Here is a 26,287-nt window from a genome sequence, read left to right as displayed (position 1 = left end):
TGTGGACGGGCACGGGACGGGCGGGACGAAGCAGCTCCTCCCAGTTCATGAAGCAATTTCATAGGACGCGATCTCGGTTGATCCGCATCCCGGGCAGAAATCGGCCTCCGGCTCGACGTTCGCACCGCAGTGACGGCACTCAACGATCGACTCCTCTGTCGTTCGCGAGAATATCCGTCTGATCATCTGTATCATGAAAGGGAAGGAGCGTGTGACACGCTTGTTCGAGGTCCGGACCCGTTCCGTCCCTCGATATTCAGCTATCCACCGGACGATGATAGAAGCTTTCCAAGCGGACTGAAAGTGAAATTCCGCCAGAGACGACCTGCTGGCTGTGTCTCGGCAAGTTTCCACTCACTCGTCGGTCGGTGTGATTCGGACGGCCTCATCGACATAGTAGATATGGCCACGGCTTTCGAGTTCGGTCAGCGCTGCTTGGGCGTCGGCTTCCCCAAAGCGCTCGTCGGCCCGAATCACTTCGAGAGCCTCGTCTTTCGCAAGCTTCTCGCCAGACCCACCCGCCGCGTCGGTCAGCAGCGCAAGCGTGTCTTCAGCGAACGGCGGCAGTCGCCGCTCTTCGTTCATGCAGGGAGTTTCAGCTGGCTGTATATGAATCTGTATCCGTCCGCTGTGTTTACAGCTCGTCGAGATACTCGATGCCGTCTTTCGAGACGTTCGCTTCAGTGATCGTCTCGGGCATCCAGTCGGGTTTGTCCTCGGGTGCTTGCTCACGCCACGCCCATCCATCGTAAATGTGGAGTTTCTTCGTTCCCTTCTCCCGCAGACGAAACCTCTCTCGGCTCGCTTGGGCTTCGCTATCGGCTGGGTCGAGTCGCCGAGCGGCTTTGAGTGCCGCCTGTCGTGGCGTCTGCCCGGAGAAAACGCTCGTTTCCTCCCCGGTCTCCTCGCGCAGTGCGAAGTTTCGGTGGTCGTCTGACGTGCTGGTCATGAGTTGTTCCGGGTGAACACACTACAGATACAGTGATAAATGTACCTGCGTCTGTCGGTTTCTCTCGACAAATACTGCCCTCTTCGGTTGAAAGGGAGTTACTGGCCTTCAGACATCTCGCCCTGATCTCGACCTGATCGAACCTCTGCGAACGCGACGTTCTCGCGGACTTCAGTGATCTCGACGGTCACTTCGTCGCCGGGACGCGCTCCCGGTACGATCAGCACGTATCCACGATCGGTCTTCGCTATTCCATCACCCTGATCGCCCAACGACTCGATGGTCACCTCGCGGATCGCTCCTTCAGACACGGGTGGCTTCGAAGTCGCTGAAGTTGCCGAATTCGTCGATGGGTCCTGCTGGTCGTCGCTTCCCGCGGGCGCTGCATCCTCGAGGATCACTACTCGATAGGTCTCGCCGGCCGTAATCGCTCCCACGTCGAACTCCTCCTTTGGAACCTCAATCGTGTAGGAATCGCCCGTCTCGGTGACTGAATCGGTGAACAGACATGCCAGCCGATCGGGGATCTCGACCATTAGGCGTCCTCGCCGCCGTCACCGGTCATTGCTGTTCCCGAGCAACCGCTTCCGAAAGCACGTGTCCGAGAGATTGTAACACTACGCATGACTTCACGTTTCTGGCGAGACGTATTGGTCTTCCCACTCTCGGCGGGCCTCGATTTCGCGCTGTCCACGCTGGGTTACCTGATAGTAGTTCGTTCGTTTGTCGAGTTCACCTTTTTCGAGCAGTCCTTTGTCGACGAGCGTGTCGAGGTTCGGGTAGAGTCGTCCGTGGTGGATCTCCTTCTCGTAGTACCCTTCGAGTTCCTCTTTGAGCTCGAGGCCGTTCGGTTCGTCCTCGCTGGCGGTGACATACAGCAGGTCGCGCTGGAAGCCAGTCAGATCACACATGTCTCTAATATGGTTGTTCTACCAGTAAAATATATCGATATACAGATAACGAGTGAGCTATCCAGCACGACTCATGCTTCGAACTATCGAAAACCGTGCGAAGAAGGCATTGTACCGCTAACTCAGATCACATACAATCTCGGAGAAAGCTGCTTGCGTCCAGACCGATTCCGAGCAGGCGACCGTCTCTGTGTCGCGCTCTCGCCTTGTGTACAATCGAAGGCATAGAGGACTATCGAGCGCTACATAAGGTTATCAATCAACAACGGAAAGTGGGAAATCTGTTTCCGGCACGCAGTAACCCCAGATATCATTCAGCTCATCCGCACTCTCCAGCATCTCGAACGTTCATCCGCAACACAAATTTCGAGGTCGGGGCGATAGAATGAAGTTCTGGGGGTTAGCGGACTCTACTATGCCAGATTGTCTGAATTGTGGAGAGTTCGTCACCGAGCAGTACGTGCGTGTGTTCGCTCCGACTGGGATGAACACCGTACGCGTTTGTCCGAACTGCCCTGGCATGGTGCGGGAAGGAAATGAGGTACGTGAAGCAAAGGCACCTCGGCAGTAATTGCTAATCGACTACCTCTGAATCAGGTGAATGGTGATTTCTGAAACAACTCGCCGTGATGTTCAAGGAGATGATCGTTATGCTTTGACCACAGTCCCGCGCTCGTCGTGGAGGCTGGCGACTGCGGCGGCCTCGGTAACGGCCTCGTGATCGACGAGTGCATCCTCAACCTCGAACGGCCCGATCCGGTAGCTAGAGGGGATGATGATGTCATCGGCGCGACCTTCGAAGAAGAAATATCCGCCCTCATCACGTGTAGCAAGATCGCCGGTCCGATGACCCTGTTCGGTAATTACCACGGCTTCGCTTTCCTGAGGTTGGCGGTTGGGTTGTCGAGGCGGTTCGCTAGTGCGGTGAGGAGGCGGTCGATCAGCACCAGACCGACGTGTGTTTCTACCCGCTGACGGCCTTGTACGCGGAAGCTGAGGCGGCGGTCGTCCTCTTTGGCCGTGCTGAAAAAGCGTTCGACGGCGATTCTGCCGTCGAACGCGTCCTGTAGTGCAGTACGGTCGAGCTGGATATCGCTCTCTTCGGCAAATGCTTCGATCCGGAACACGATGTCGAGCGGATCGGCAGTATTCCGCGGGTTGTACGTGCAGACCGGCAGGATCTGCCGGTCTACACACCGGTCGTGAAACTCCAGCGTATCAAACGCCGAATCGCCGAGAACAGTCGTGACGTCCGTGTTGACGATGAGACGCTCGAAGCATTCGAGCGTCGCGGTTTCTGGGTGTTGTTTACGCTGGACCACGACTGCGCCAGCGGGGAGATCGCTGGCGCAGTCGACCGCGACGAGCAATCCGTAGCCGTAGACCCACTCCTCGGAAGCTGATTCCCACATCCACACACCGTCAGGATCGGTGCGTGAACACGGGAGATGCGTTGAATCGAATGCGAAGCGATCGCCATAGAGGCCGACCGAATCGAGCAACTGCACGATTCGGTCGAAGACGCGCTGAATGTAGGGTTGGAGCCTGTTCCAACACTCCCAGATAGTGCTGAGGACGGGCGTCTCATCGTCGAACTCGCAGATGAGACGCCCGATCATCGAGTCGAAACATTCCTCGAGTTCGCGGAACTGGAACTTGACTTCGGCCGTACAGAGCAGCAGCCCGCGGAGCATCTGTGATCGGTCGTACTTCGGATTTCGTCCGGGACCGTTGTCCATCCACTCATCGAGAAAATCGAGGTCAAGCGCCGCGATGACGCGGCGCTTTGCCGATCGGAGCACCTTTGCAACCGGCGTGTCATCCAACACATCGGCCGGCGAGGCAGTTTGAGAGGACATACTTAAACTGCTACTGCCGGCCACTTTTGCCGTCTCATTCGTTCATAGAATCAGCAGACGGCGACCCGATCATGAACCACGATCAATTACCGAACAGGGTCTCGCCGGTCCGATAGTAATCATCCAAGGGTCTGCTCTTCGAGGTAGAGTTTCCCGTAGTAGCCGTCGAAATCCCCAGCGGGTCGACCAAGACGGCAATCTCACCGATCTCGCCGTCATCGACTGATTCTTCGTCATCGACATCGAGCAACGTCGCATCAACGGGATGTCCCAATAGCAGCTGTCCGGACGCGGCAGAAGCGGGTGATCCTCTTGGCCCCGGTGTTTCGGTGCTTCTTACCAACGATTTTGAGGAACACGGCGTTTAAACTGTTGGTAAGAACGCAGTCAGCGCTCGTCGGTTCGCCCGAGGCACTCCCAGTTGCGATCGGTTCCCGACCCGGTGACACGCCAGTCGTAGGGACCGTGTGGACAGCCACCGCAGTCTTTTCCGCACTGCTGAAGTTTCGAGACGATCAGGCCCTCTCCAACCTCGTTCTTCTCAACGTCGACCATCGTATCGCCCTCATCGAGGTCGGCCTCGATCGGTTGCGCTTCGCGGTGATCGGCGAGGTCGTTACACCACGCGGCAATTTCTCGCAGCGTCTCGTTATCTTGACGTACGATCGGTTCATAAACGTATGTCGCGACGTCAGTAGGTGGGGCGGGTTCGGGCGTGTCGACATCAGTCGTTCGGCTCATTTTCTTACCAACAATTGGAACCATACTGTATTAAAATTGTTGGTAAGAGTCCGAGAGAAGGCCGAAGCGCGGCATGAAGTATCAGAAAACGAATTACAACTCTATCCCGTTTCGGCGTGATAAGGCTACCGAGCAACGTGAACAGTAACGTCCCGCGTACTCTATGAAAATAGCTGCCAATCCCTACAACTGACTGTGAATTTTAGCTGTACTTCCCATTACGGATCGGCCTGTGTATGTGGTTATGCTTGTGATGTTCCGTTAATAAAATACGCTATGAAGTATAGCCATGTGATACAATCATAGAGTATAACTATATGGTATAGTCATAGAGTATAGCTATGTGATATAGTTGAGCGGCGTAGCTACCTTGTCTGACTAAGTTTTATACACACGCTCTACAACTACACACGTATGTTGACGTATGCTCCTGTGTCGGAAGCAGGTGGGGTAGGAAAGACAACGACGGCAGCGACGCTCGCCGTCAGTCACGCTCGGGCAGGCAACGATGTCCTTGCGATCGACCTGGACACACAGAACGGGAGCCTGAGCTATCTCTTCGGGCCCGAGTACAACCGTGGGGATCCGACCACCGACAACCTCGTTCGGCATCTCGTCGGACGGCCCAAGGGAACCTTCGCTGATCTCACCCACAGCGTCGAACATGGTGTCGATCTCGTTCCATCTCACAACATGCTCGAAGATGTTCATGAGTTCCTCCTAAACGAAAAAGACCAGGCGGAGAAACTCGGTGAATCCTACAGTATGTATCACCAGCTCCATCGTGTTTTGAACGAAGCGGATGTTCACGGACGCTATGATGTCGTCATCATCGATTCAGCTGGGAAGGCCGGCCCGTTACTCTATAACGCACTCGTTGCCGTTCGCAACGTCGTCATTCCGTTTGAGGCCACGGCGAAGGGTCAAGAGTCGATCGACGGTCTCGACAATCTCGTCGGTGGTCTCGAAGCAAGCGTCGACGTCGATGTTGGCGTTCTCGCGGTCGTCCCGATCGGGTATAAAGACACGCGTGATCAAGAAGAAATCCTTGAAGAACTTCGAGAGAGCGGATTTTCGGTTCCCGTCGTGATCGGCGAGCGCGGCTCGCTCATGGAGGGCTGTTGGAAACAGCAGTGCAGTCCGTACACGTATATCGAACAGCATCGAAGCCGAAAGCGTGACTACGAACTTCACACCTTAGAGCAGTTCGACGAACTCGCTCGCCACCTCGAAGCCGAGGTCGGACTCGAAACCAAGGAGGTTATCGCCTGATGGGACTCAAATCGGGCTCGCGCGATGCGGGCTACGACGATGGCGAAAGCGAACCCAAACAGTCGGACCGCCGAGAGCGAAACCACGGGGGAACGGCCCCCAGCGAATCGAGTGCAGAACGAATCGGAAATGAAGAACAGTCCCCGGCAGATAAGGCAAAAACGGTTGATCGACCGCGCATGGAGTCAATCCCGTACAAACTCCGCCGGGAAAAAGTAAATGAGGGACGCGAACAGGTGCCATACTTCCTTCGAGAGGACGTCATCGAGGCTGAAGGAGAGTTGCAAACAACACTTGAGGAAACACTCGGTGAGAACGTCTATAAGTCCGATTACAGGGAGGCGGCGATGATCGTTGCACAGCGAAATCCCGGACTCGTCGCAACAGTGCTTCGAGAGTGGGGATACGATCTGGAGAGATAACGGACTATCGGCATTCTCCCCGTTCTGAAGGGCAAGGCTCTGTTGCTGGCGAATAACTGTTGGACTCACTGTGGACGATCAGTTCTTGTAGCAGGTTTTGCGGTGCAACGAAAGTCCAAATAGTACGGCAGACCCACCCCTATCGATTTGTTCCGGTAGCGTAAGTAGAGACATTCAGTTGGACCCTCTCACCTCTATCGATTTGTTCTGAAGCGAACTCACTCTGGAAAGGATCTCACTTACCGAGTTGTGCGTTGACGACAACACGGAGTTCATTCTCATCGACGTTGTTGAACCGAGAATCCTTCTGTAACGTCTCGATGATTGTCTCCGGGTTCTCACCGAAGGTGAACTCAAGATAACTTCCGGAATGAGGCCCCTGGCTCTGTCGTTCAGTCTCGACCAACGAGTACGTAGTGAGCTCTTTCATCTTGTTTACATACGTTTCTTGATGGTACTGTGTCGACCCGAGAGTATCCGTGAGATACTGATAAACTACGTAGCCGGCAGGGCTTTTCGCCGCACCCGTACCGGTCTCGCAGGCGACAGCCGCCGTTGCAAAGAGACAGAGCTTTTTTTGGGTGCTGATGCCACGGGTCACCTCTAGAACCCGATTTCGTTCGACCTTGTTTTGTGCCTCTCGAATGTGGGTTTCACGGACGCTATCCACGTTTGCTTTCTCAGCGAGTGAACCCGCCGTTCGTAGCAGGTCGATCGCTTTTCGGGCGTCACCATTGGTTTGTGCGGCGAATGCCGCAGCAAGCGGAATGACGTCACCACTGAGTGCGCTCTCATAGAACGCGTCTCGGCGTGCTTGGAGGATTTCCCTGAGTTGGCTCGCGTCGTAATCGCTGAAATGTACGTCTTCAGGTGTAAACGAACTGAGCGCACGGCTCCCGACGTTTTCCATCATCCGCGTATCATTGGTGATCGCAGTCACTGAGACTTGAGCAGTGATTTCGTCCGTGCTACCGGCGCGAGAGAGCTGATAGAGAAGGCGTGAAAACGCTGGTTCGTCCATGTCACGCCGACCGACGAGCATATCCAGTTCATCAAGGATGAACACGATCGTGTCGTAGTGTTCGTTAATGAGACGGTAGAGCTCGCGCCATTTCTTTTTGTTCGGGATACCGTGCTCGGGGACTTCCACGGTCGCCCCGACGTCGTTTGCCACCTTCCGTGCAAGTTCATAGACGGCTGAGCCGAGAGTGCCCACGTTCTGGCAGTTCATCTGGATGACACCAAAGCGAATGTCGCGACTCTCGCAGAGTTCGAGGATGTTCTTACAGACAGCGTTGATGATAAGCGACTTTCCCGTCCCGGATGGTCCGTAGAGAAAGAGGTTGGGTGGTTGCTCGTTGCCGATCGCGACGCGAAGGTGCTGTGTTATATTGGTGAGCTGTATATCACGACCCACGATACGTTTCTCGTCAACGATCTCATTCGGTTCGAGCAATGATCGCTTCTTGATTAGGTTCGCGGCTTCTTCTTGTTCCAGAATGAGATTCTTGATCGAACCGATCGATTCAGTGGATTCGCCCGAACTGTGCTCCGTAGGCATATTCGTGGCAGTCATTCACAACACAAAAATCTTCCCTTATCGATTTCTTTCTAGTCGTCATAGTAGCCAAGGACGGTGTTTAGAGTCTTTAAAATATTTCTTATCTCGACCTCCAGCGATTTGTTTGTGCTGCATGATAAACTATGCTGTGCGGCAGTGGTGTCGTTGAATAATGAGATCTCGAACACACCCACACCCCTATCGATTTGTTCTGGAGGAATGAGTGTGGGGAGGGGGGGGAGAGGGTGAAGACCAAACACGGGTTGGGATGAGACGCGAGATCTCGATTAGGGAAAATTCTCGTAGCGGTCCACATGGGATCTCTACTCATGTTATCCGTGATCCAACCCTGTTGTCTCGGTTGATACCGCACTCATTTCTCTCTTTGCTACCGCGTTTTTTCTCTCTCTATTCTAGTTCTAGTCTATCCTTGGTCTAGATAGACGTAATTCACTCTAGGTTGATGTAATACACACACCCCTATCGATTTGTTTTGCTTGGTTTACGCGTGGTGACTCTAATCAGATGAATACGTGCTATGTAGACGTCAAAGCCGGAGAGAAGCGGGTTCAACCTGTATTCTCATACAACCGTTTCCCACCTGATTTTCAGCCCCCCTTCCCTTTCCCGTTGGAACAAATCGATAGAGGTGTGGGTGTGTCCGGTGTAAGCAGAACCACCGGGACTGTACGGATGCGCTCGACAAGGGCACGCGTTCAGTCCCATCAGAGACACCCGCACTCTCTCATCAGTCAGATATTGCCGGCACTACGCGGGGCCGCTGAGCATCCCGACATGGCCGGGCAACGCATCCGTTCAACTCGCTACTGGTCCATGGGTGGAGAACACGTTGCTGCTGTTCGACCAGGCATACTTCGATTATCGGACGATGGACCTGATCGACGCCAACGGCGGCTGGTTCCTCACGCGGCTCAGATCCAACGCAAACCCGGAGATAACGGCTAAATACAGGAAATGGCGTGGTGACGCCATTTCCCTCGAAGGCAAGCAGGTACAGGACATTCTCGATGATCTTCACCGCGACGTCATCGACGTCGACGGTGAAGTCGGATTCAAACGACGCATCTACAACGGCACGCGCAGCCGTGCCGTCGAGACGTTCCGTGTCGTCGGCGTCTGGAACGACGAGGAAGAACGGTATCATCTCTACATCACGAATCTGTCCGCTGAGGACTACAGCGCGCCTGATATCGCGAAGCTCTATCAGGCGCGCTGGGAGGTGGAACTTCTCTTCCGAGAGCTCAAGACCACGTACGGACTTGACGAAATCAACTCGGGAAAACCGGAGGTTGTGGAGGCGTTGATCCTGATCAGGCTGCTCTCGCTCATCGTGAGCCGCACGCTCAGAGAACTGTTCATCGAGATCATCGAAGCACAGCAGGACGAGGAGAGCGACGACGTGGAAGCGTCGTCGCTCCTGCCTCGGGAACGGTGGGCGCGAGCGTTCGGACGGCACAGTGACCGGATTCTCCGCCGAGTCGCCGAGCGACTCGGCTACGAGCCGCCAAAGTTGGTCGAATCGCTGATGAACGATGCGCTAGACCCGAACACGCACCGCATCTCGTTGCTTGACGAGGTGCAGTACGAACCGTTCGACGCTGACCTCGCGTAATCCGGCGTGATCGGGCTGGATTCGCGGGACTCCTTAGCTACATCACTCGCGTTTGTCGAGAATTTCGGAGCGCTCACGCCGGTGAGCGCTCCTCAACGGGCTCTGATCCAGCGACCGATTGCATTCTCCGATTGGAAAAGCAGATTCCTGACCAATTCGTCTCGGTCACAACAGGATTAGCCTAGAACGGATGGACCAGGGTTGCGTCCAGGTCCGGACGAGGAGTCGCTGGCGGCGTCGGAGTCGCCGCCAGCTTCGTCATTTTCCTCGTCTTGCTCCGACTCCTCATTCTGTGGCTGTTGTCCGGCACCGTCCTGTTGGCTGGACGGCGTGTGAGCATTTTCGTACTTCTTGAGGCGGTTTTCAAGCTCCTCGATTCGTTCGTTTTGGGCGGCGTTTTGCTGACGAAGAAACGCGTTCTCAGCGAGAAGAGCGAGATCTCGCTGAGGAAGGATCGTCCGACCCGCAGAACGGATCGCCGAGGTCGAACGACCCGGCGATCCGTCAGGCCCGGAAAGCACGATTAGCAGCCGTTCGTCCTACTCTTCCCTGAGAGCTACGATTTCGACTCGACTGTTCCGCTAAACACCTACGGACTACCTCTCGAATCTCGAGTTACTTGCCATTCGCACCACGGAGTGGAATGAACGCTTACCGTCGAGAATCTTGAGGCACTTTAAATATATCCGATTCAGTTGTTCTCCTATGCATGAGCGCGTAGCGTGGATGCGACCAGTTGATATCGCGATCTTAGAATTACTTGATACTATTCCAACTCTCCAACTTACCGCAGGGAATATAGCTACTAATATAGACTATGAGCGAAACTATGTGAACAAAAGATGTAGGAAGCTTGCAGATGAAGGGCTTCTCAATCGTGAGGATCTTGGCGACCCTTATTATGACATCACATCTGAAGGTGTAGCTGTCGTTGATAATGATACGGATCCTGAGGAACTCAGAAGTGATTATCGCGTGTATCGAGGCGAGCGGACGGACGAGGGCTGGAACAAAGTGACAGTCAACGGAGAATCTCTCGGCCCGCGTACTGATCTTGTCAAGCAAGAAACTCCGGCCTTTGAATGGGGATACTATGGCAATGGTCCGCTCCACCTGTCCGTGGCGATGCTTGCTGATGTCGTTGGAGACGACAAAGCCAACGAATGGAGAGAACGGTTCTGTAAAGATCTCGTATCAGACTTTTCTGACACATGGGGGTTATCTGCTATAGAAATCAAAAATTACGTAGACAGATGTGAATCCGACTCTTGATCAAAAGTGCGCAACAGAACTCATTCGTGTCCTGTTATTCCGTCGGGACTCTCACGAAACGCCGCGAGCCGATCCAGCAGATGTCGAAGGCATTCACTCGGCCGCGCTCGGCTTTCCGACCGAGGCGCTCGACGGGCTGGCCGCCGAGACCGGCACACCGGTTCTGTTCGCCGCCGACGGTCCCCAAGACGTGATGGCCGACGCGCGTACGTCATCCAGGACGCCGAGCGGCCCAGCAGCGATCTCGACGAGAACGGACGGCTCACACTGACCCACTCTGGCGAGGGTCTCTGCGGCGTGCTCGATACCGTCGCCTATCTCGCCGAACACGATATCGACGCCGAGTTCGCCGAACTCCCGTGACCCGACCTCGATAAGGTCAACCTCAACGACTACCCCAACGATGGATCGACGACGGCTCGCTCAACTCCGTACTCGCCAGCGCGAAGCCCGCCCGAGAGCATCCCGTTCATGACCCACAGGACGCCGCGATCGACGCTACCACGCGCGACCGGCTCGATCCGCTCGGTGACGACAGTTCTGACTCCGGCTACTCAGCCCTATTCGACCTCGATATTCGCGATACGAGTAGTCTCGATGTCGACTATCAGGATCCGAATCCCTTGGGCTATCACGGCGAGAGCGAGACGTATTTCGTCGTCATCGACGAGCACGACGTCTCTTACGACCACAAGTACAAAGCCGCCTACAACGCGCTCACGTACCTTCTGTGAGACGCCGACGAGCGCCCACCCGATAGCCCTAATAGACGCCTCGATGATGCCGAGGTGTTCGCTGCATGGCAATACGCCAAACAGGAGGGCTTCCTCCCCGACGATACCCAATTCCCCGCCGCCCGCTCCGTCACGTCGCCGTTGATCACGGCCACTGCGAATCGGCGACATCGAAGACGGCTGGAAACTCCCCGGGACGCCCACGACACCCTCACTGAGGAGTACGGCCTCAATCCCGGACGTGAGCCGATCGGTACTGGCTGGGGCCACTCTTCCGATGCGGTCGACCCCATCACTCTCGATATCATGCTGACCTCGTCCTAGAATTGACGGCACTTCCACTGGTACAGGTTCTCCACCCTTGGGAACACGCCTATCTGTAGTTACCCCACGCTCTCAAATTCTGAACGGTTAGTGGGGTAACTATGGATAGGGACAAACGTCTCGTCCCGCCGGAGTTGCCAGCGTATGTCTGCAAGATGATTGAGCACCAATCACCCGAGAACCCAAATTAAATCACCGTCTACGCCAGCGAACTTGTCGACTGGAAACACAAGCAATGCGAGTGCGAAAAACAGCAACGTTACGAAACCGAGCGCGTCACCGGCAACGGTCACAAGAACTTGCAGGAACGTGAGATCGCAACAGATTCTAATGAATGCGAGGATATCCCCGACTGACGGTATCTTCTTAATCCGTTCTCAAGGTACGCCCAAACCAAATTTCTGGCGGACCGGCTGTATCGAATATCGATGCACCGAGAGCTAGATCGTCGCCAGCATTCACAACGGCAAAATCTACAGTAACAAAATCTCGATTTAGATAATCGTCAGTATTATCTTCTTCTGTCCAGAAGCGAGAGTATGGTACAGCAACAGTTCGTCAATCGTGAACACGAACGTGAGACGCTCAAAACAGCGTTTCAGAGCGAAACCGCCGAACTACTTGTCATCTATGGCCGGAGGCGGCTCGGCAAGAGTGCTCTCGTTCGTAAAGCAGCGGCCGATGTCGGCGACGCCGTCTATTGGCAAGCCACCGAGGAGACTCCCGACGTTCAACTCGCCGATTTTGTCGCGACGGCCAGCGAGACGTTCCCCGTTCTCGCAGACATCCAGCGCGACTGGGAAGCGCTCCTGCGGGCACTCGGTCGACAAAATGCGGTCGTCGTCCTCGACGAGTTTCCGTATCTCGTCGAGTCTGACGAGGCACTCCCCTCGAAGATCCAGCGCGTCTGGGACACCGATCTCGAAGATACCAGCATGACCCTCGTCCTCGTTGGATCATCGATCAGCGTCATGGAGGAGAAGGTCCTCGGTGGTGGCAGTCCACTCTACGGGCGACGAACGGGTGCCATTGATCTCCCGCCATTGTCGATCAACGATGCGAGACGGTTCTATCCATCCGACGGCCCAGACACGACGATCCAGTCCTGGGGTATCTTCGGAGGAACGCCGTATTACCTTCGCGCTCTCGATCCGTCCACGACGGTCGGAGAGAACATTCAATCGCAAATCCTCTCGGAACACGGCGTCCTGCACAACGAGCCCGAGTTCCTGTTGCGAACGGAGTTCGGCATTCGCGAGCCCCGAACGTACTATACGATTCTCCGGGCGATCGCCACCGGGAATCGCGAAACCAACGAGATCGCGAACTTCGCCGGTGTCGACTCGAACAGCCTCGGGTCGTACCTCTCGAAACTCCGGCGGTTACGGCTCGTCGAGCGAGATGTTCCGGTCACAGCAAACCCGAATGCAACGCGTAAAAGCCGGTATCGACTGAAGGAACCACTCTTCCGATTCTGGTTCCGCTATGTATATGGGCAAATGGGAAAGCTCGCGCAACTCGGGGATGCGGCCTACGAGGAGGTCGTTGAGCCGACGTTCACAGAGTACATGGGCCCGGTGTTCGAGATCGTCTGTCAGAATGCACTTCCGTCGCTGGTGCCGAACACATACCAGGGAATTGGCTACTGGTGGCATCGGGACAACGAGCTCGATGTCGTCGGCCTCGGGAGTGACGGGACGCTCGTCGCCGGTGAGTGCAAATACACGTCGCGGCAGATGACTGAAGGCGATCTCGCCGACCTCGAACGGGCGGCACGAGAGGTTCAATGGACACCGGATGTCGGTGGGGAGCCGACGCTTCACTACTGCTGTTTCTGTCGATCCGGGTTCTCCGACGGACTGCAGAGTACCGCTGTTGAACGAGAGGACCTCTCGTTGTTCACACTAAGCAATATTGTCGGGTAAGAAAACCTGACATCAGCATTTCCGGCGTGAAATTCGCCACACAGGACTACAAATCCCAGAGAGAGTAACAAAGTTACCCCACAAAGTAGACCATACACTTGGAGTGGGGTAACGGAGAATGTGAATCCGATCATCACGGAAGGAATCCCAAGTGCACCGTTCTATGAGGGTGAATATCGAGATGCACCTTACATTCATCAATCATATATGATATTTAACCGCAGTAGACCGAGAGGTGCGGTTTACACTTCGATAACGGAGGGGCATCCTGCTACTGCCAGAGTTACCCCACATATTGATGTAGTACGCCGATAGTGGGGTAACTATGAACGAAAGTCGCTTGGAGAAACCGCCAGCACCGGAGTTGCCGAAGTATCTTCGCGAGCCGCTTGAGAGTCAATCACCGGAACGTCTGGAAGCAGTCGCAGCGTACGCGGCTGACTTGGCAGAATGGAAACGTCAACACCGCCAAGGCGAACTCGAACGCCGACGAGCGGAAGAACAAGTCGATGAAGAAGAACTCGGGGAGCTGTACGAACGCGATATCTCGACAGATCCAGAGGACTACGAAGATGCCCCGGCTACCGGAGCATACATCACGGTGAAGACAACAAAGGAAACAAGCGAGAAATCGTACCGGTACTACTACTGGCAGTGGCGGGAGGGAGATACTTGGAAGAACGAATATATCGCTCCAGTGAATCCACAAAGATAGGGGAAGGACGCAGAGCGATCCAGTAGCAATCTTGATAAAGATAGCCACTTCACGCTGATCCTGACTAGCGAAGGCCTCTGCGGCGCGCTCGATACCAACGCTCACTTCGCCGAACTGCTACGACCCGGTCTCAACCAATCACTCTTTTTGATCCGTTAATCCACATCCAGATATCCGACCCAAAGAATTATTACTGTCTTCAATCCAATTATCGGGACAAGATGAGCGCGCCAGAAGACCAGATAGAGTTCAGCAAGAAGGTCGACGAGAAAGGGCGACTAGTAATCCCACAGGAGATCCGACAGGCGCTCACGATTGACAACCGCGAGGCACTGGTCAAATTCACTGCCGAGAAAGTGACCTACCTCGACGAAGACGACGGGGGTGAGTCCTAAAGCTGCCGCTGAGTGTCGCTAGTTGTCCACTCTGGCCAAACGGCTCAGCTACTGACAAATGCAGTGTGAGAGCAGATGAATCAGTGACCTGATTCATCCGCTGTCCGGATTTGTGGCATGAGATTTCCTGTGTTGAAGCAGGTGCTCACAGATCCAGACGAGTTCATTACGAACAGCCAGCTCAAGACGCTTTCTCTGGAGTTGCTCGCGTTGATACCGATGCCAGGAATCGAGGGCTCGTCCCTCGATTCCGGCGATATTATGGAAGTCGTTCTCCGTGCAGCCGTCGGAACGACGTCAATCAACGGAGTCACGACCCACACAGACAAGACGCCGAACCGAGAGCCCGTGATGGACTGGCTCCATACCCTTGAGAAAGAGCCGGTGTTGGAGGCTGTAAACGATATCCTCGCCACGCTGGCGATGTCGGTTCTCGACCGCGGCGGGTCGAGAACCATCTGTATCGATTTCATGAACAACCCGTACCATGGCGAGCCAGAGAACGACGAAGACGAACTCAGACGAATGGCTCCCCGAGATGGAACGACGCAGTGTCACTGTTACTGCACAGCGTTCGTAATCGCCTGTGGAAAGCCGCTCACGCTGGCGATCGAACCGGTCGACGGTGATGACAGCAAGGCTGACGCGGTCGAGCGCGTGCTCGCCCGCGTCGAGACGTATCCCTTCGAGGTCGAACGCATCCTTATCGACCGTGAGGCCTATGCCGGAAAGCTGATCGGCGTGCTGCGGGAGACTGCTCCGCCCATTTTCCCGGTCAAGACCGGGAAAGACTCGCTTCGAGAGAAACTATCGGTGAACGCGTCGTACATGACCGAGGAGACGATCTGTGAAGGCAAGCAGTACGAACAGACGTACCCGCTGGCGGTGAACGTCACCTACCAGAACGGTGATCGAGGCAAATCGGGTGTGAAGACGACCGGCTACGCGGCGTACGGTCTGGAAGACCGCACGCCGGCGCAGGTAGCATCAGTGTACGACAAGCGCTCACAGATCGAGAAGAGCTACGAGAAATTCCGTGAAGCACGTGCGATGACAACGGCTCCGTCGCCAGAGATTCGGCTGTTCTACGTGGGTGTAGGCTTCCTGTTGGAGCAGCTGTGGCTCGTAGTTCAGTGGGCAGTGCTCGCCCAGCCACAGCGTGGCGGGCGAGCACTCCCGGTGGGGTTCACGTTCGACGATTCGTTTCTCCATGGAATCGAACGTGAGTTGGACGACGAACTCGGCTGGAAGGATCGATATCAAACGAACGGCGTTGGATTACCCGCAGGGTGCGAGTGCGGGTTTGGCTGAGCCGCCTCGCTTCAGCCGAAGCGAGGCCGGCGAGGAGCGACAGCTATCTTCTGTGATCACACTTTTCCCAGAGTCATCGACGAGAAGTCCGTAGCTCGACAAATTCTCATCGGAGAACTGCCTCTCGTATATGCTACACTAGGACTCCGCTTCACGTACAGCCGATTGCTACGCACTTACTCGTCTCGTGAACTAATAGAGTGGACAACTAGCGACGGTCGTACCGATAAACGGTTCCAACCGACCCTTATCAATCAGATCATACTCAACCAACATCAGTACTATTCGAGCCTTAATAACTCGAAATCGAGTTTTGGCTTTCAGAACTCATTTTCGAGCATACAGCCCGGTCGAAAACACTGATTTCAACCCACCAGATGCACCAAAAGTATTTCCGCCTCCCCCTCTGAAGCATCCAGCAACCTCATGGATCGAAACCCAGGGCACCAAATCGAACTGGAACGTGAGAATCTCAGAGAATTGGCTAATGAAGGTGAAATCTCGACCGAGTGCTGCGACATTCTCCTCGAATACGCCGACGCAGTTGACAGAACAAAAGCTCGGCATCAAATCATCGACGAAGACGGAAATGCCGTCTCCCTCTCACTCAACACGGCCAAACGGTACGTAGCAAACACTCGCATCCACGCGACACACGGGATCGATTTCAGCGACACATCAGCCGACGAGGTCAACGATGTTCTGATCTGGATGCACGATGAAGCTGGCAAGAGCGATAGTACACTGGCGACCTACGTCGGAGCGCTGAAGCTGCTGTTCGAGTTTCGAGATCTGGGAGTCGAACCAGAGAATTTGAGAACCTTCTCGTCTGACAGTTCGCCGCGTCACGATCAAACTGACCTCTTCGACGATAGCGACATCCAGGCCCTCCGCCAAGCCGCTGAAGAAACCAGGTTCCCCAAGCGAGATCGAGCCTTCCTCGAACTTCTGATCTTCACTGGGCAACGCGTCACAGCGTTGCTAACGCTGCGAATGGAAGATGTCGATGTGGAGGAGGGGTACATCTATCTCAACGCCGAATACGCCGACAAGTACGATGGGCTTAAAGGAGCCCTTCGACGTGGCCGCAAACGCCCGATGTTTGGAGCGAAGAAGTCCGTTCAGCAATACAAGCGATACCACCCCTATAAGGACCACGACAACCCGTTCTTCTTCGTCAGCGACCCCAAATCTTTTTACGGCAATCCAGAAAAATTCTGGAGTAAATCCGCCTCCAAGAGCCTGCTCAGGCGATTGAAGGAGATGGCAGAAATCGAGAAGCCTACGAACCCTCATAATTTCAGACATTATTTCGCTACGATAATGTATCGGGACTACGGTCTCAGACCCGAGACGATCAAGATGCTCTTGGGACACGTCAAGGGATCGACAGTGTTTGAGACGACGTACTCGCATGTGATCGACGCCGATCATATTGCGACTGCCGAGGAGGCTGTCGGAATCAAGGAACCCGAGTCCTCCAACCCCCTCACCCCCGAAATTTGTCCAACGTGTAACGAACTCCTGCAAGACGACTGGCGAGCCTGTCCCAGCTGTGGGGAGGAGTTCGGACCCGCCATCGAGAACGACATCGACGCGGCTGCCGACAACCTCCAGGACGAGGTGACCGATCGGGCTCTCGACAGCGACACCGACCTCTCAGAGGGCGACGCGGCCGTCTTGGACGCAGTCCTTGACGCCGTCGACGACCCGGACGCCCTCGCCAACCAACTCCGCCAACTCGGTGGCTGAGAGACTCGATCGAAAAGTTACGACAATCTCCTCCCGTCGAGATCGTCGTCGTCACGTACGAACCCAGCGCCCTTGAGGTCCGACGCTGCAGGGTCCTCATCGTTTGCAAGCGCGGCCAGTACGCGGACAGCAGCCCCGACCTGCCCGCTCCAACTGGCGATCCTCTGGACATTCTCTGGATGCTCACGGATCGTCTCGAGAGCCTCCTCGAATTTGCTGTCGTATGGATCTGAATCCGGACTCATCGTTCGCTACGCTTTTCGTGTATGAAACTGGTCTCCGCGCACCGGATCAAGTAGCATTTATCAACACTTGCTGCGGTTCGGCGCAGCTCTGTTTGGAGATTCATCACATAACCCATCACAGACTGGATCATCTGTCTGGCTATCGCATCAGTCTCCTTGATTATAGATATGCGCCACCTGAATTGGATAGAATACTATCAAAACATATCGGACTTGTAAAACAAAGCGGTTGTTGAAAGATGGCTATCCCCAGTTCTGTCCACGGGTTCGATGAGCGATCACCAATTGGGTTATATCGTAACTCGGCTCTGCACGTTTAAGTCGGAGCGCGATGTAGACGGCAATGACGGACGATGCTTCCGATTACGGACTTCCTGTCCTGCACCGATCCACTGGACGAGTTCGACTCGCTGTCGTATCACCAGACTCACTACGCCAAAACGTACGTGACAGGTCTTGCTGCGGCCAGCAGCAAGACCGTCACCGGGATCGCACGTGAAGTCCTTCCAGCCCAAGGCGACCGAGCACTCAACAAGTTCCTCACTGAGTACGACTGGAACGAAGATCAACTCAACCACGAGCGATTAGAGGAGTTGCAAAAACACGGCGAGACGCGCTGGTCACAGGACGGCTACATCGTCATCGACGACTCGGTGTTCCAGCGAACCGGGAAGGAACTTCCCGGTGCTGGAGAGTTCTACGATCACACCGAAGGAGAACCCGTCTGGGGACAGGACCTCGTCTACGCATTCTATACCGACGATAAAACCTCCTATCCACTCGCATTTCGCCAGTATGAGAAAGCTGACGACGAAGACCAGGACAACGAGGAGACGAAGTACGATCTCTCCCGAGAGATCGTCACAGAACTGGAAGAAGAGGTAGGTGTACCTGCGGACACCTACCTCTTCGACTCGTGGTTCGCCCACGACTCGGACCTGATCAAGCACGTCAAGTCCTACGGCAAGGACTGGATCGGACCACTACGGAGCAACCGGCAGGTGACCTTCGATAACGAGGAGATGCGCGTCGATGCGCTGGAAGAGCGCATCGACAAAGTAGAGCGAGAGATCAACGAGGAAACGTACAAGATCTGGACGAAGACGCTCCCGATCTCGAAGTTAGGTGAGGTACGGCTGGTAATCGCTGAGAAAGTCACTGACGAGGGCGAAAGCAACCCGGTCAAGTACCTCGCAACGAACAAGATCGACGCTCCCTCTGGCCATCTCATACGGAGCTATTCGTACCGGTGGCGGATCGAGACGTTCTTCGAGGACTCGAAGCAGGATCTCGGCCTTGGAGGCTGCGAGGTGCGTGATTCTGACGGTGCCAGTCGCCACTGGCACCTTCAGATGCTGACCTACAGCCTCCTTCGCCTTGGTCCCGAATCGAGCGTCTCGGAGCGACTCGTCTCGAAAGCCTCGTCGCTCCGAGCGCAGCTCGAACACGGCCTCAAAGAGACGATCTACAACATGTTTTCGTGGGTGCGTGACCAGCCAGACCACGATCTCGACGGACTGATGGAGGAGATCGACCACCTCTTCCTCCATTCTGAGGGGAGTTTATGAACGTGCAGAGTCGAGTATCGTAATTGAGATCAGAGGACGATCCTGCATGACAGAGAAAGCGCCAGATTCAGTACCTCGCAAAGCTACCTCGTTGATATTACCGTAAATCCCTGCGTTTTTACTGTAATCGAACGGAGAACGAAGCATGCCTCCAGAAGGCTATAACACGATCACAGTCCCTGACGAGGTCTTTGAGCAGGTAACTGAGGTCATGATCGAGTATGATTGTGACAGCATCGCCGACGCGGTTGCGACCGCGTCGGCTGTTGCACTCGAACGTGACGAAGCAGCTCTGGCTCGACTTCTCGCTCAACGACTCGCCGAATAGGACTCAAAATCGCACGACTTCACCGTTACAGTAAATAGCGGGCAAATTACGGTAATGTCAGGAAGACGGCTTTGTGAGGTACTGAGATTATGGATAGGGCCGTATCCATATCCTTATAACTAGCCACGAGCAAGGAATGTGTAGAGGAGAACGGTCCTACAGGGCGTAATTGCGGTTCGGAAACGCCCGGGTGATGTGACACCCGGACCGGTCTTCTCTGGAAGGAAGACCAATGCAAGCTACGAACGCACGCGGGCTTGAAGCCACCGGCTCGCGTCCCGAGAGTATCGATCGCAATCGCGTATCGACTCAGTACCACAGCACCGGCTGCAGCAGGCACGCAGCTGCTGATTCAGTCGTTGGAGGGCTGCGAGTATGACTAACCGAGACGAAGAGGAGTACGCGCTGGTGTACCCCGACGGGGACGGAGAGTGGTCGAGTGCGGACGTCCTCGGTGAGTTGATGGCGGGGGCGTACGGTTACGGTGCGTGGGTGCAGATCCACGGTGTAGACTTGCGCCTCGGCGGGAGTTCCCACACTCAAAACGTCTGGTATGTGCACCCGCCGGATGGCAACGAACCCGTCGAAGCATTGAACCTCAGCGCGTTCCGGACCGCTAGCGCGCTTGAAAACTACCTCAAACAGTTCGATCCATCGACCTCGCCTGCTTGAGACCAGTGATGTCTGGATGAGAGCCCACCGCTGCGACGCTTCAGTGATCAGTTCGCAGCGGCCTCTATCAGTTCAGGTTCTCTGAAAGCAATCCCAGAAATACTCAATCAGGATTCTTCGTCGTCGACCTCCAACTTGTCGGGATCGATCTCACCAGAGAGATAGCGTTCGCCGACGTCGGTGAGGCGGTAGTTGGAGCTGTCGATGCGCTGGATGAGTCCGGCTTCGGCAAGCCGCCGGCAGCGCCGGGAGATGTAGTTCGGATTGTAATCGATATTGACGGCGATGACGCTCGCCGAGGCGACGATCTCCTTGTCGGCGAGGAACTCCAGGGTGCGATCGTCGGAGCGGGTCATCCAGTCGATGCGCGGGCGCATTCACGAGCGTACTCGCTCGAACAGTTCTTAGATGGCGCGATACTGTTTCTATGGGTACAATATACTGTACTTCAAGTACGGTATTCAATAGACAAGATTAAGACTGTAGCCCGAACAACTCGCTACTCACATGGCGATCGACCTCCCAGAGACGCCGGCAGAACTGCTTCGATTCTTCCTTCATCCCGTGACTGAAGGTGATTTGAACGAGTACTACCATTTGCTGTCGAATAGACGACGTCGGCTCGTTATTGCCCGCGTGTTCGTTCTGGATCCGGGCGGATTTATCGAAGTCAAGCCACTCGCCCGCCAGATCGCTGGTGTTGAGGCAGGAACGGATCCCGAAGCGGTCCCGAGCTCCAAGTATGACGCCGTCTATAACGGGTTGATCCAGTCGCATCTTTCGGCGCTCGCCAATGCAGGGATCATCGTCTACGAGCCTGATCGCAAGCGTGTCCGGCGCGGGCCAGCGATCCACGCGGCGGTTGTCATGCTGGCAGCCACGATCGTGATCTTGCGTTTTCTCGGGCTTCAAACCCGGGGTGAATCAAGCAGGTGATCGCCCGCTCCATCTGAACGATGGTGTATCGCAGGCATCCTGGATTCGGCTTCTCGTGATGCTGAGCGTCTTGCGTGTCTCTCACTCGAGGCCACCCTGATCATTGTCGTCCTCCTCAGCGGAATCCTTGAGATGGTCAATACGCTCGGCAAATGATGGGTAGGTTGCTAGCAATCCAGCAAACCTGCTCTGTTGCCGGCCGGACTTCGTCTTCTTGAGATAGTTCAACGCGTTAATCATCGAGTCGTAGCCCACCTGCTTCCCAGCGTACGCGTCGGCGCAATATTCTGTCTGGCGCTCGATCCAACACACGAACAGTACATACAGGGGGAGGGCTCCAATCCCACCCACGAGCGCGTACGGTACACCGCTCGCGATAGCGAGGGGCCACCCGATGAGGGCGACAGCCAGTAGTACGACCCGCAGTAGTGGATGCCAGCCTCGATGGTGGGCGACCTCATGAGCCACGATCGCTCTGTTGGCCGACTCGGAAAGCGACGCGAGCAGTTGGTCGCAGACGAATACATACTGATATCCGGGAACGATGCCCAGCGCACGTGCTCGCACCGAAACAGTGTCTAGGGAACGTTCCGTAATTCGCAGACGTATGCGATGGGCACCGTCGATGCCGCTTGTCAGTCGTTCGCGTTTCGTCCCCGTCGGCTTCCGGGTGCTCTTTTCGCGATCAACGACAAGTGGACGGATCGCAGTAAGCACAGTGGCCACGACGATGAAGCCGATAGCTGCGAGCGTGAGGAGCCACGAGAGATCCGGAATCACGGATTGTTGACACCGATCTTCGGGATTCTCTGTTGCTCATACCGGGCTTGGAGCGTCATCGCTTGGTTTGCTGGTGGATACGCGTCGATGGAGACGGTGGCGAACGGGTCTCGATAAGATGATTTCTTGAGAGCGCTCGTCTGGGGATAGGTATCGACATATTCTCCGATATCGATCAAGATTTCAGCGAACTGGATCCCTATTTCGATGACCTGTGGGGCGTCTTCCTGAGCAACTTGATCAGTCTTCAGAGGCTCCTTGGCGGATCCAGCAAGCCCATCGAGCGCTCGGGCGACGGTACGGAGCGCCCCAGACTCTTGTTCACTTATGGATTCGTCGTCGGGGTCGAATGCAGCCATGCAGCTCCCAGTCCACCTTCTCAAGGTATAGATATGAACCGCCTACACGTGAGAGACTGTTTGCAGTTCTTCTGTTCTCTTTTCTCGTGAGGCGGAGGTTGTACACAGTTCGTTCAGCGAAGAATTGGAGAGTTTATCGGGTTCGGGGAGAGGGCGAAAACATGACTCCCAAGCCTCAGTGACGGTCCAGGACGTGACTTGTTCGCGGGTTCTGCGGTTGGTTGAGTCACGTTACTCCAGGGTGGTCAGCGTGTAACCCGGCGGTTCGTCAGTAGTTCGGCGCTCAGGCTCGTCGTGGACCCCGATTTCGGTCTTGAGGCGTCCTTCCGGGTAGTAGTGGATAGAAATGGTGAGCTCTCTGTTCCCCGGTGGATGACCACCCGAGACGTCGACATAATCATAGATGGTACTGTCGAGTGACTCATCGAGGCTCAGATGTTCGAAGTGATCGTCGACACACGCTTTGATGCCGGCCCATCGCTCGGCGAACGGAGTGTCAGTGGCCGAGACGTCCTCGATCATTTGATCGTAGTTGGATTGGTCGAGCGTGGGCAGACCATCCTCAACGACGTCCGCGAGGTCGTTGAGTGTGCGAGTTGCGACGCGGAGTGCTGCTGCCTGCTGTTCAGACATAGGATCCTCCGTATGGTTGATCGTGCATGTGACTATCGAGTTTGGTGGATAGCATATAGGTATGTGGTGCCTAAGTCTGGCAACCACCTGCCTTTAGCCAAGCGGTAAATGTGGTAGTTCCCAACTGGAAATCTCAGCATCTCCTCTGAACTATCTTCCAAACCGGCAGGACAGACTCAGTACCTCACAAAGCACGCCAGTTGATTGCTTCTGAGGCGTGAATTTAGTGGAGAAGTCGGTATCGAGCAACTGCTGAGGGCGAGGTTCAACACCGAAAGCATCGAACCTGTCGCAGTCGGCGGCGGAACGCCGCCGACGCGACGGTGTTGCCACTCATCGAGCAGGCATTCCCGGTCGGTGGGTTAGCGCTCGAAACGGTCGTCCGGAGGCTTGTTTGCGGGGACGGCGCGACGTACAGCGAGTGCCGTCTCCGCTGCACGACGCACCATTCCGAGGAATTCATCGAATCGCCATGACCAGAGGCGTCGCGCGCCTCGGCGCGGCGACGCCACGTACTCCCAGTGGAGATACCGCCACGCATTCTGGAGGAGGAAGCTAATCAGCACGTACAGGAACCGCACCGCTGGATTCTGTGTCGTCGTGTTCGCTACACTTCGCTCAGACAGACGGTAGGACGATTCGATACCGAATCGACGGCTGTAGTGTTTCCTGGCTTGGCGTGGCGTCTCGATGAACGGCGCGTCGACGGCGTAGCCGTGACGCGCCACACCTTCCTCATCGTACTTCCCTTGCTGGTACGTACAGTCGATATAGACCGGGAAATCGACGGTCCACGTGTGACCGTCGATTTCGCCTTGGAGGTCGTGATCGATCACGCGACTCCAGCCTGTGCTCAATTCGTTCTGAATCTTCTCGCCCCACTTCACGATCGGCATGACGAAAGCGTAGTTGTGGGCAGCAAGCAGCGTCAAACAGTACGTATCGTAGAACTCGCGGTCGAGGTAGACGGCCTTGACTTCGAGGTCAAGGCCGTCGAGCACGCCGAGTAGTTCCGCGAGGATCGAGCTGGCGGTGTCGCCGTCGGTCAGACGGCGCACCGCCAGCGTATAGCGTTTGTTGCGTACGCGGGCGTAGAGCGTGGCATAGCCGTGGAACGTCGTCGTTCCGGCTTTAGCGAGTGAATTGTAGAGCTCATCTTTAGATTCGTACTCCTCGCCGTAGTACGGACGGAGATGGAGGTCGGCGACGACCTCCACCGGCCGATCCGGAAGCAGTTCGAGGATATCCTGCTGGATGAGTGTCTTGCCGACTCGTTCGAGCTCAGAGAGTTCGAACTTCGTCCGAAGGTGGTGGAGAATCGTATTGCCATGCGGTGAGTCCTCTGAAATCTCGCAGAGGTGGCTGACCGAGTCCTCGTCGGCTGTTGCGCCGACGAGGACGTCCCAGATGTCCTCGGAATCGATATCGGCGTTTTCGCCGAGTTCGATATCGATCTCCTCGTCGAGGGTGTTGACGAGAAAGTTAAGGACCTGGTCCTCTGTGAGTTCACTGGCTGCTTGGTTGGCCTCCATCAATCCACCAAGCAGCCCCTTCACATAACCAGCTTTGTGAGGTACTGAGACTATTGTTTGATGGTCTCCTGAGCATACAATTGCCTCCCAAATAAAGCAGAGAATGGTTGACTATACCATCAAATTTGAGTGAGTGATAAATGTATATGTGTCATTTCTACACGTACGGGTTGGAATCTGTCTAAGACATAGGTAGTACTCGTTAACTACTATACCGATCTTTGAATTCACGCTCGCGACGCATGAGTTCCTCGACACCGTGTTCGAGAATGGCTTTTCCCATACCGCTGGCAACGTAATAGGAGAATAGGCCGTCACTATCGGGCGTATTCTGCTTACGATTCTGTACGAGACCGACATCACAGAGTTTGCCGAGATGGTAGTGGAGGTTGTTGGGGCGCATCTCGAGTGATTCCTTGAGTTGATTCGCACTCATCTCGCCCTGCTGTTTGAGCGCATAGAGGATGCGAAAGCGGGTTTCGTTCCCAATGGCGTCCTGCATAGCGAGATATTCTTCGAGCTTGAGCACGCTGTGTTCGGGCAGGAGCTCCTCGGGATCGATGCTTTCGTCGTCGGTAGTGCGCTGTTCTTTTGTCGACATCAGGTTGGTCTCGTTTTGCGTGTCTTACTTCCTATTCGTCGCTGGCAACATGTCGGTCGTATCGATCATTGGGATTGTACCGGTATAACTATTTCTGAGTCGATACAGACTGAAAAACACTATATTTATAAGTATAACAGGAGAGAATGAGATATGCGCGAGCGGCTCTTGGGACGTCTTCGTGAGCAGTTCGATGGGTCTCTCGATACGGACCAGTTTCTCGTCTACTTGATGAGCCCGTACAAGGAATTCCAACTCGACGACTTACTCCCAGAAGGGACGACGCCCGAGGACGTCAACGTTGATTTCGCCGAGTGGGATGACGAAGAGGGCGACTACACCGAACAGGAAGTTCTGGAGCAACTGACGTGGCTACGGGATGAACTGCGAACTGATCCAGGAGTGAACGCATTCATTGCGCTGGATCCGGACATCCCCATCGAAGAGGTGGATCCGGCGACTCAGAGCATCGAGTTCGCGCGCGCGAGCAACGTGGTGGTGTTCGTCGCACCCCACGTCGGCCGGAATTTGGGTGTCGGGATCGAAACGGGATCGGTGCTTGAAGCGTTCTACGCCGACGACGAGAGCGATCCCGAGGATGTGGCCCGTCAGGAACGTGTACTCTTCGTCCATGAGGACACCCTCTCCAGTGCAATGATCGGCTCAGTAACTCGCCGCTGGGAGACGGCCGTCCGCTCGTATGCCGATCGCGAGGAGCTACTTCACGAAATCAAGCTGTTCGTGGTGGACGTGATGAATCGCGAGTTTGCTGGTGACCTGCCGCGGTTGGACGAGAGTGACTAACCCTTCGATGTCACGCGATTTCTCAGCAACATGGCCTTCCGTGAGGACTCGGA

The 26,287-nt window shown here is 55.3% G+C and carries 32 protein-coding genes and 2 pseudogenes; 15 read left to right on the top strand and 19 right to left on the bottom strand.

What is annotated here, in order from left to right; all coding sequences use genetic code 11:
* Positions 1-45 precede the first annotated feature (45 nt).
* From MUK72_RS20575 to MUK72_RS16800, 5 genes are all read right to left on the bottom strand, one after another.
* Positions 46-186, bottom strand: coding sequence for a DUF7577 domain-containing protein (locus MUK72_RS20575; RefSeq protein ID WP_483306171.1), 141 nt, complete (start codon positions 184-186; stop codon positions 46-48).
* A 168-nt stretch (positions 187-354) separates the two neighbouring features.
* Positions 355-585 carry a hypothetical protein gene (locus MUK72_RS16815; protein ID WP_244706419.1) on the bottom strand — a complete coding sequence of 77 codons (231 nt, stop codon included), beginning with the start codon at positions 583-585 and terminating at the stop codon, positions 355-357.
* 49 nt (positions 586-634) lie between these two features.
* Positions 635-949, bottom strand: a complete 315-nt coding sequence (locus MUK72_RS16810; RefSeq protein ID WP_244706417.1) for a non-histone chromosomal MC1 family protein — start codon at positions 947-949, stop codon at positions 635-637.
* Between the two features lie 98 nt (positions 950-1,047).
* Positions 1,048-1,485, bottom strand: a complete 438-nt coding sequence (locus MUK72_RS16805) for a TRAM domain-containing protein (RefSeq protein WP_244706415.1) — start codon at positions 1,483-1,485, stop codon at positions 1,048-1,050.
* Positions 1,486-1,578: 93 nt separating this feature from the next.
* The gene (locus MUK72_RS16800; protein ID WP_244706413.1) at positions 1,579-1,860 is read right to left on the bottom strand and encodes a helix-turn-helix transcriptional regulator; all 282 of its coding nucleotides are present in this window, start codon (positions 1,858-1,860) and stop codon (positions 1,579-1,581) included.
* 415 nt (positions 1,861-2,275) lie between these two features.
* Here MUK72_RS16800 and MUK72_RS20485 point away from each other — a divergent pair, with 415 nt between their 5' ends.
* Positions 2,276-2,431, top strand: coding sequence for a DUF7563 family protein (locus MUK72_RS20485; protein ID WP_425311105.1), 156 nt, complete (start codon positions 2,276-2,278; stop codon positions 2,429-2,431).
* 80 nt (positions 2,432-2,511) lie between these two features.
* Here the strand turns inward: MUK72_RS20485 and MUK72_RS16795 are convergent.
* The 3 genes and pseudogenes from MUK72_RS16795 to MUK72_RS16785 form a co-directional block, all read right to left on the bottom strand.
* Positions 2,512-2,709, bottom strand: a pseudogene (locus tag MUK72_RS16795) (AMP-dependent synthetase); the annotation flags it as partial.
* Positions 2,710-2,723: 14 nt separating this feature from the next.
* Complete coding sequence (locus MUK72_RS16790; RefSeq protein ID WP_244706411.1) at positions 2,724-3,743, bottom strand: transposase; 1,020 nt, start codon at positions 3,741-3,743, stop codon at positions 2,724-2,726.
* A gap of 363 nt (positions 3,744-4,106) precedes the next feature.
* On the bottom strand, positions 4,107-4,460 hold the full coding sequence (locus MUK72_RS16785; RefSeq protein WP_244706409.1) for a hypothetical protein: 354 nt from the start codon (positions 4,458-4,460) through the stop codon (positions 4,107-4,109).
* Between the two features lie 414 nt (positions 4,461-4,874).
* On the opposite strand from MUK72_RS16785, the gene MUK72_RS16780 reads away from it, so the two are divergent.
* Both MUK72_RS16780 and MUK72_RS16775 read left to right on the top strand, forming a co-directional pair.
* Positions 4,875-5,732, top strand: coding sequence for a ParA family protein (locus MUK72_RS16780; RefSeq protein ID WP_244706407.1), 858 nt, complete (start codon positions 4,875-4,877; stop codon positions 5,730-5,732).
* The gene (locus MUK72_RS16775) at positions 5,732-6,154 is read left to right on the top strand and encodes a DUF7970 domain-containing protein (RefSeq protein ID WP_244706405.1); all 423 of its coding nucleotides are present in this window, start codon (positions 5,732-5,734) and stop codon (positions 6,152-6,154) included. Before MUK72_RS16780 ends, MUK72_RS16775 begins: the two co-directional genes overlap by 1 nt.
* A gap of 235 nt (positions 6,155-6,389) precedes the next feature.
* Here MUK72_RS16775 and MUK72_RS16770 read toward each other — a convergent pair whose 3' ends face one another.
* A complete protein-coding gene (locus MUK72_RS16770) occupies positions 6,390-7,715 on the bottom strand; it encodes an orc1/cdc6 family replication initiation protein (RefSeq protein ID WP_244706403.1) in 1,326 nt (441 codons plus the stop codon).
* 838 nt (positions 7,716-8,553) lie between these two features.
* Between MUK72_RS16770 and MUK72_RS16765 the strand changes: the two genes are divergently transcribed.
* Positions 8,554-9,348 carry an IS4 family transposase gene (locus tag MUK72_RS16765; protein WP_244706401.1) on the top strand — a complete coding sequence of 265 codons (795 nt, stop codon included), beginning with the start codon at positions 8,554-8,556 and terminating at the stop codon, positions 9,346-9,348.
* 194 nt (positions 9,349-9,542) lie between these two features.
* Here the strand turns inward: MUK72_RS16765 and MUK72_RS20480 are convergent.
* Positions 9,543-9,869 (bottom strand): annotated as a pseudogene (locus MUK72_RS20480) (IS66 family transposase); the annotation flags it as partial.
* Between the two features lie 184 nt (positions 9,870-10,053).
* On the opposite strand from MUK72_RS20480, the gene MUK72_RS16760 reads away from it, so the two are divergent.
* Positions 10,054-10,620, top strand: a complete 567-nt coding sequence (locus MUK72_RS16760) for a DUF6166 domain-containing protein (RefSeq protein ID WP_244706399.1) — start codon at positions 10,054-10,056, stop codon at positions 10,618-10,620.
* A gap of 93 nt (positions 10,621-10,713) precedes the next feature.
* Here the strand turns inward: MUK72_RS16760 and MUK72_RS16755 are convergent, their stop codons facing one another.
* Both MUK72_RS16755 and MUK72_RS16750 read right to left on the bottom strand, forming a co-directional pair.
* A complete protein-coding gene (locus MUK72_RS16755) occupies positions 10,714-10,950 on the bottom strand; it encodes a hypothetical protein (RefSeq protein WP_244706397.1) in 237 nt (78 codons plus the stop codon).
* Between the two features lie 230 nt (positions 10,951-11,180).
* Positions 11,181-11,696, bottom strand: coding sequence for a hypothetical protein (locus MUK72_RS16750; RefSeq protein WP_244706395.1), 516 nt, complete (start codon positions 11,694-11,696; stop codon positions 11,181-11,183).
* Positions 11,697-12,217: 521 nt separating this feature from the next.
* On the opposite strand from MUK72_RS16750, the gene MUK72_RS16745 reads away from it, so the two are divergent.
* The 5 genes from MUK72_RS16745 (at position 12,218) to MUK72_RS16725 (ending at position 17,776) form a co-directional block, all read left to right on the top strand.
* A complete protein-coding gene (locus tag MUK72_RS16745) occupies positions 12,218-13,603 on the top strand; it encodes an ATP-binding protein (RefSeq protein WP_244706393.1) in 1,386 nt (461 codons plus the stop codon).
* 325 nt (positions 13,604-13,928) lie between these two features.
* Complete coding sequence (locus MUK72_RS16740) at positions 13,929-14,318, top strand: hypothetical protein (RefSeq protein WP_244706391.1); 390 nt, start codon at positions 13,929-13,931, stop codon at positions 14,316-14,318.
* 221 nt (positions 14,319-14,539) lie between these two features.
* Positions 14,540-14,713, top strand: a complete 174-nt coding sequence (locus tag MUK72_RS16735; protein ID WP_244706389.1) for a division/cell wall cluster transcriptional repressor MraZ — start codon at positions 14,540-14,542, stop codon at positions 14,711-14,713.
* Positions 14,714-14,830: 117 nt separating this feature from the next.
* The gene (locus MUK72_RS16730) at positions 14,831-16,024 is read left to right on the top strand and encodes an ISH3 family transposase (RefSeq protein WP_425311104.1); all 1,194 of its coding nucleotides are present in this window, start codon (positions 14,831-14,833) and stop codon (positions 16,022-16,024) included.
* 426 nt (positions 16,025-16,450) lie between these two features.
* On the top strand, positions 16,451-17,776 hold the full coding sequence (locus tag MUK72_RS16725; protein ID WP_244706386.1) for a site-specific integrase: 1,326 nt from the start codon (positions 16,451-16,453) through the stop codon (positions 17,774-17,776).
* 17 nt (positions 17,777-17,793) lie between these two features.
* Here the strand turns inward: MUK72_RS16725 and MUK72_RS16720 are convergent, their stop codons facing one another.
* Positions 17,794-18,021 (bottom strand): hypothetical protein, encoded by a 228-nt coding sequence (locus tag MUK72_RS16720; protein ID WP_244706384.1) that lies wholly within the window; start codon positions 18,019-18,021, stop codon positions 17,794-17,796.
* A 353-nt stretch (positions 18,022-18,374) separates the two neighbouring features.
* Here MUK72_RS16720 and MUK72_RS16715 point away from each other — a divergent pair, with 353 nt between their 5' ends.
* The 3 genes from MUK72_RS16715 (at position 18,375) to MUK72_RS16705 (ending at position 20,589) form a co-directional block, all read left to right on the top strand.
* Positions 18,375-19,589: an IS701 family transposase gene (locus MUK72_RS16715; RefSeq protein ID WP_244706382.1), complete on the top strand. Its 1,215-nt coding sequence runs from the start codon at positions 18,375-18,377 to the stop codon at positions 19,587-19,589.
* Between the two features lie 145 nt (positions 19,590-19,734).
* On the top strand, positions 19,735-19,917 hold the full coding sequence (locus MUK72_RS16710; RefSeq protein ID WP_244706380.1) for a hypothetical protein: 183 nt from the start codon (positions 19,735-19,737) through the stop codon (positions 19,915-19,917).
* 375 nt (positions 19,918-20,292) lie between these two features.
* Positions 20,293-20,589: a hypothetical protein gene (locus MUK72_RS16705; RefSeq protein WP_244706378.1), complete on the top strand. Its 297-nt coding sequence runs from the start codon at positions 20,293-20,295 to the stop codon at positions 20,587-20,589.
* A 107-nt stretch (positions 20,590-20,696) separates the two neighbouring features.
* On the opposite strand, the gene MUK72_RS16700 is transcribed toward MUK72_RS16705, so the two are convergent.
* Positions 20,697-20,966, bottom strand: a complete 270-nt coding sequence (locus tag MUK72_RS16700) for a MarR family transcriptional regulator (RefSeq protein ID WP_244706376.1) — start codon at positions 20,964-20,966, stop codon at positions 20,697-20,699.
* Positions 20,967-21,096: 130 nt separating this feature from the next.
* On the opposite strand from MUK72_RS16700, the gene MUK72_RS16695 reads away from it, so the two are divergent.
* A complete protein-coding gene (locus tag MUK72_RS16695) occupies positions 21,097-21,525 on the top strand; it encodes a DUF7344 domain-containing protein (RefSeq protein WP_244706374.1) in 429 nt (142 codons plus the stop codon).
* An 81-nt stretch (positions 21,526-21,606) separates the two neighbouring features.
* On the opposite strand, the gene MUK72_RS16690 is transcribed toward MUK72_RS16695, so the two are convergent.
* The 5 genes from MUK72_RS16690 to MUK72_RS16670 all read right to left on the bottom strand — a co-directional run bounded on the left by MUK72_RS16690 (position 21,607) and on the right by MUK72_RS16670 (position 25,430).
* A complete protein-coding gene (locus MUK72_RS16690) occupies positions 21,607-22,305 on the bottom strand; it encodes a M48 family metalloprotease (protein ID WP_244706372.1) in 699 nt (232 codons plus the stop codon).
* Positions 22,302-22,664, bottom strand: coding sequence for a hypothetical protein (locus MUK72_RS16685; RefSeq protein ID WP_244706370.1), 363 nt, complete (start codon positions 22,662-22,664; stop codon positions 22,302-22,304). Before MUK72_RS16685 ends, MUK72_RS16690 begins: the two co-directional genes overlap by 4 nt.
* A gap of 231 nt (positions 22,665-22,895) precedes the next feature.
* The gene (locus MUK72_RS16680; protein WP_244706368.1) at positions 22,896-23,297 is read right to left on the bottom strand and encodes a hypothetical protein; all 402 of its coding nucleotides are present in this window, start codon (positions 23,295-23,297) and stop codon (positions 22,896-22,898) included.
* 362 nt (positions 23,298-23,659) lie between these two features.
* Positions 23,660-24,829, bottom strand: a complete 1,170-nt coding sequence (locus MUK72_RS16675) for an ISH3 family transposase (protein WP_244706366.1) — start codon at positions 24,827-24,829, stop codon at positions 23,660-23,662.
* A 202-nt stretch (positions 24,830-25,031) separates the two neighbouring features.
* On the bottom strand, positions 25,032-25,430 hold the full coding sequence (locus MUK72_RS16670; protein ID WP_244706364.1) for a helix-turn-helix domain-containing protein: 399 nt from the start codon (positions 25,428-25,430) through the stop codon (positions 25,032-25,034).
* A gap of 153 nt (positions 25,431-25,583) precedes the next feature.
* On the opposite strand from MUK72_RS16670, the gene MUK72_RS16665 reads away from it, so the two are divergent.
* Complete coding sequence (locus MUK72_RS16665) at positions 25,584-26,234, top strand: DUF7509 family protein (protein WP_244706362.1); 651 nt, start codon at positions 25,584-25,586, stop codon at positions 26,232-26,234.
* The last annotated feature ends 53 nt before the right edge of the window (positions 26,235-26,287 follow it).

It is taken from the genome of Halococcus dombrowskii, from assembly GCF_022870485.1.
In the GTDB taxonomy this organism is placed as follows: domain Archaea; phylum Halobacteriota; class Halobacteria; order Halobacteriales; family Halococcaceae; genus Halococcus; species Halococcus morrhuae.
The sequence above is the reverse complement of the archived record's forward strand: the minus strand, read 5'-3'. Positions and strand labels throughout refer to the sequence as shown.

What these genes read in the sequence shown, in the direction of transcription:
- MUK72_RS16670 (WP_244706364.1), bottom strand. Translation starts at nt 25,430, where the DNA reads ATGTCGACAAAAGAACAGCGCACTACCGACGACGAAAGCATCGATCCC.
- MUK72_RS16695 (WP_244706374.1), top strand. Translation starts at nt 21,097, where the DNA reads ATGGCGATCGACCTCCCAGAGACGCCGGCAGAACTGCTTCGATTCTTC.
- MUK72_RS16740 (WP_244706391.1), top strand. Translation starts at nt 13,929, where the DNA reads ATGAACGAAAGTCGCTTGGAGAAACCGCCAGCACCGGAGTTGCCGAAG.
- MUK72_RS16665 (WP_244706362.1), top strand. Translation starts at nt 25,584, where the DNA reads ATGCGCGAGCGGCTCTTGGGACGTCTTCGTGAGCAGTTCGATGGGTCT.
- MUK72_RS16780 (WP_244706407.1), top strand. Translation starts at nt 4,875, where the DNA reads ATGTTGACGTATGCTCCTGTGTCGGAAGCAGGTGGGGTAGGAAAGACA.
- MUK72_RS16815 (WP_244706419.1), bottom strand. Translation starts at nt 585, where the DNA reads ATGAACGAAGAGCGGCGACTGCCGCCGTTCGCTGAAGACACGCTTGCG.
- MUK72_RS16810 (WP_244706417.1), bottom strand. Translation starts at nt 949, where the DNA reads ATGACCAGCACGTCAGACGACCACCGAAACTTCGCACTGCGCGAGGAG.
- MUK72_RS20485 (WP_425311105.1), top strand. Translation starts at nt 2,276, where the DNA reads ATGCCAGATTGTCTGAATTGTGGAGAGTTCGTCACCGAGCAGTACGTG.
- MUK72_RS16725 (WP_244706386.1), top strand. Translation starts at nt 16,451, where the DNA reads ATGGATCGAAACCCAGGGCACCAAATCGAACTGGAACGTGAGAATCTC.
- MUK72_RS16730 (WP_425311104.1), top strand. Translation starts at nt 14,831, where the DNA reads ATGAGATTTCCTGTGTTGAAGCAGGTGCTCACAGATCCAGACGAGTTC.
- MUK72_RS16760 (WP_244706399.1), top strand. Translation starts at nt 10,054, where the DNA reads ATGCATGAGCGCGTAGCGTGGATGCGACCAGTTGATATCGCGATCTTA.
- MUK72_RS16720 (WP_244706384.1), bottom strand. Translation starts at nt 18,021, where the DNA reads ATGAGTCCGGATTCAGATCCATACGACAGCAAATTCGAGGAGGCTCTC.
- MUK72_RS16685 (WP_244706370.1), bottom strand. Translation starts at nt 22,664, where the DNA reads ATGGCTGCATTCGACCCCGACGACGAATCCATAAGTGAACAAGAGTCT.
- MUK72_RS20575 (WP_483306171.1), bottom strand. Translation starts at nt 186, where the DNA reads ATGATCAGACGGATATTCTCGCGAACGACAGAGGAGTCGATCGTTGAG.
- MUK72_RS16800 (WP_244706413.1), bottom strand. Translation starts at nt 1,860, where the DNA reads ATGTGTGATCTGACTGGCTTCCAGCGCGACCTGCTGTATGTCACCGCC.
- MUK72_RS16805 (WP_244706415.1), bottom strand. Translation starts at nt 1,485, where the DNA reads ATGGTCGAGATCCCCGATCGGCTGGCATGTCTGTTCACCGATTCAGTC.
- MUK72_RS16715 (WP_244706382.1), top strand. Translation starts at nt 18,375, where the DNA reads ATGCTTCCGATTACGGACTTCCTGTCCTGCACCGATCCACTGGACGAG.
- MUK72_RS16680 (WP_244706368.1), bottom strand. Translation starts at nt 23,297, where the DNA reads ATGTCTGAACAGCAGGCAGCAGCACTCCGCGTCGCAACTCGCACACTC.
- MUK72_RS16775 (WP_244706405.1), top strand. Translation starts at nt 5,732, where the DNA reads ATGGGACTCAAATCGGGCTCGCGCGATGCGGGCTACGACGATGGCGAA.
- MUK72_RS16770 (WP_244706403.1), bottom strand. Translation starts at nt 7,715, where the DNA reads ATGCCTACGGAGCACAGTTCGGGCGAATCCACTGAATCGATCGGTTCG.
- MUK72_RS16745 (WP_244706393.1), top strand. Translation starts at nt 12,218, where the DNA reads ATGGTACAGCAACAGTTCGTCAATCGTGAACACGAACGTGAGACGCTC.
- MUK72_RS16735 (WP_244706389.1), top strand. Translation starts at nt 14,540, where the DNA reads ATGAGCGCGCCAGAAGACCAGATAGAGTTCAGCAAGAAGGTCGACGAG.
- MUK72_RS16675 (WP_244706366.1), bottom strand. Translation starts at nt 24,829, where the DNA reads ATGGAGGCCAACCAAGCAGCCAGTGAACTCACAGAGGACCAGGTCCTT.
- MUK72_RS16700 (WP_244706376.1), bottom strand. Translation starts at nt 20,966, where the DNA reads ATGCGCCCGCGCATCGACTGGATGACCCGCTCCGACGATCGCACCCTG.
- MUK72_RS16705 (WP_244706378.1), top strand. Translation starts at nt 20,293, where the DNA reads ATGACTAACCGAGACGAAGAGGAGTACGCGCTGGTGTACCCCGACGGG.
- MUK72_RS16710 (WP_244706380.1), top strand. Translation starts at nt 19,735, where the DNA reads ATGCCTCCAGAAGGCTATAACACGATCACAGTCCCTGACGAGGTCTTT.
- MUK72_RS16785 (WP_244706409.1), bottom strand. Translation starts at nt 4,460, where the DNA reads ATGAGCCGAACGACTGATGTCGACACGCCCGAACCCGCCCCACCTACT.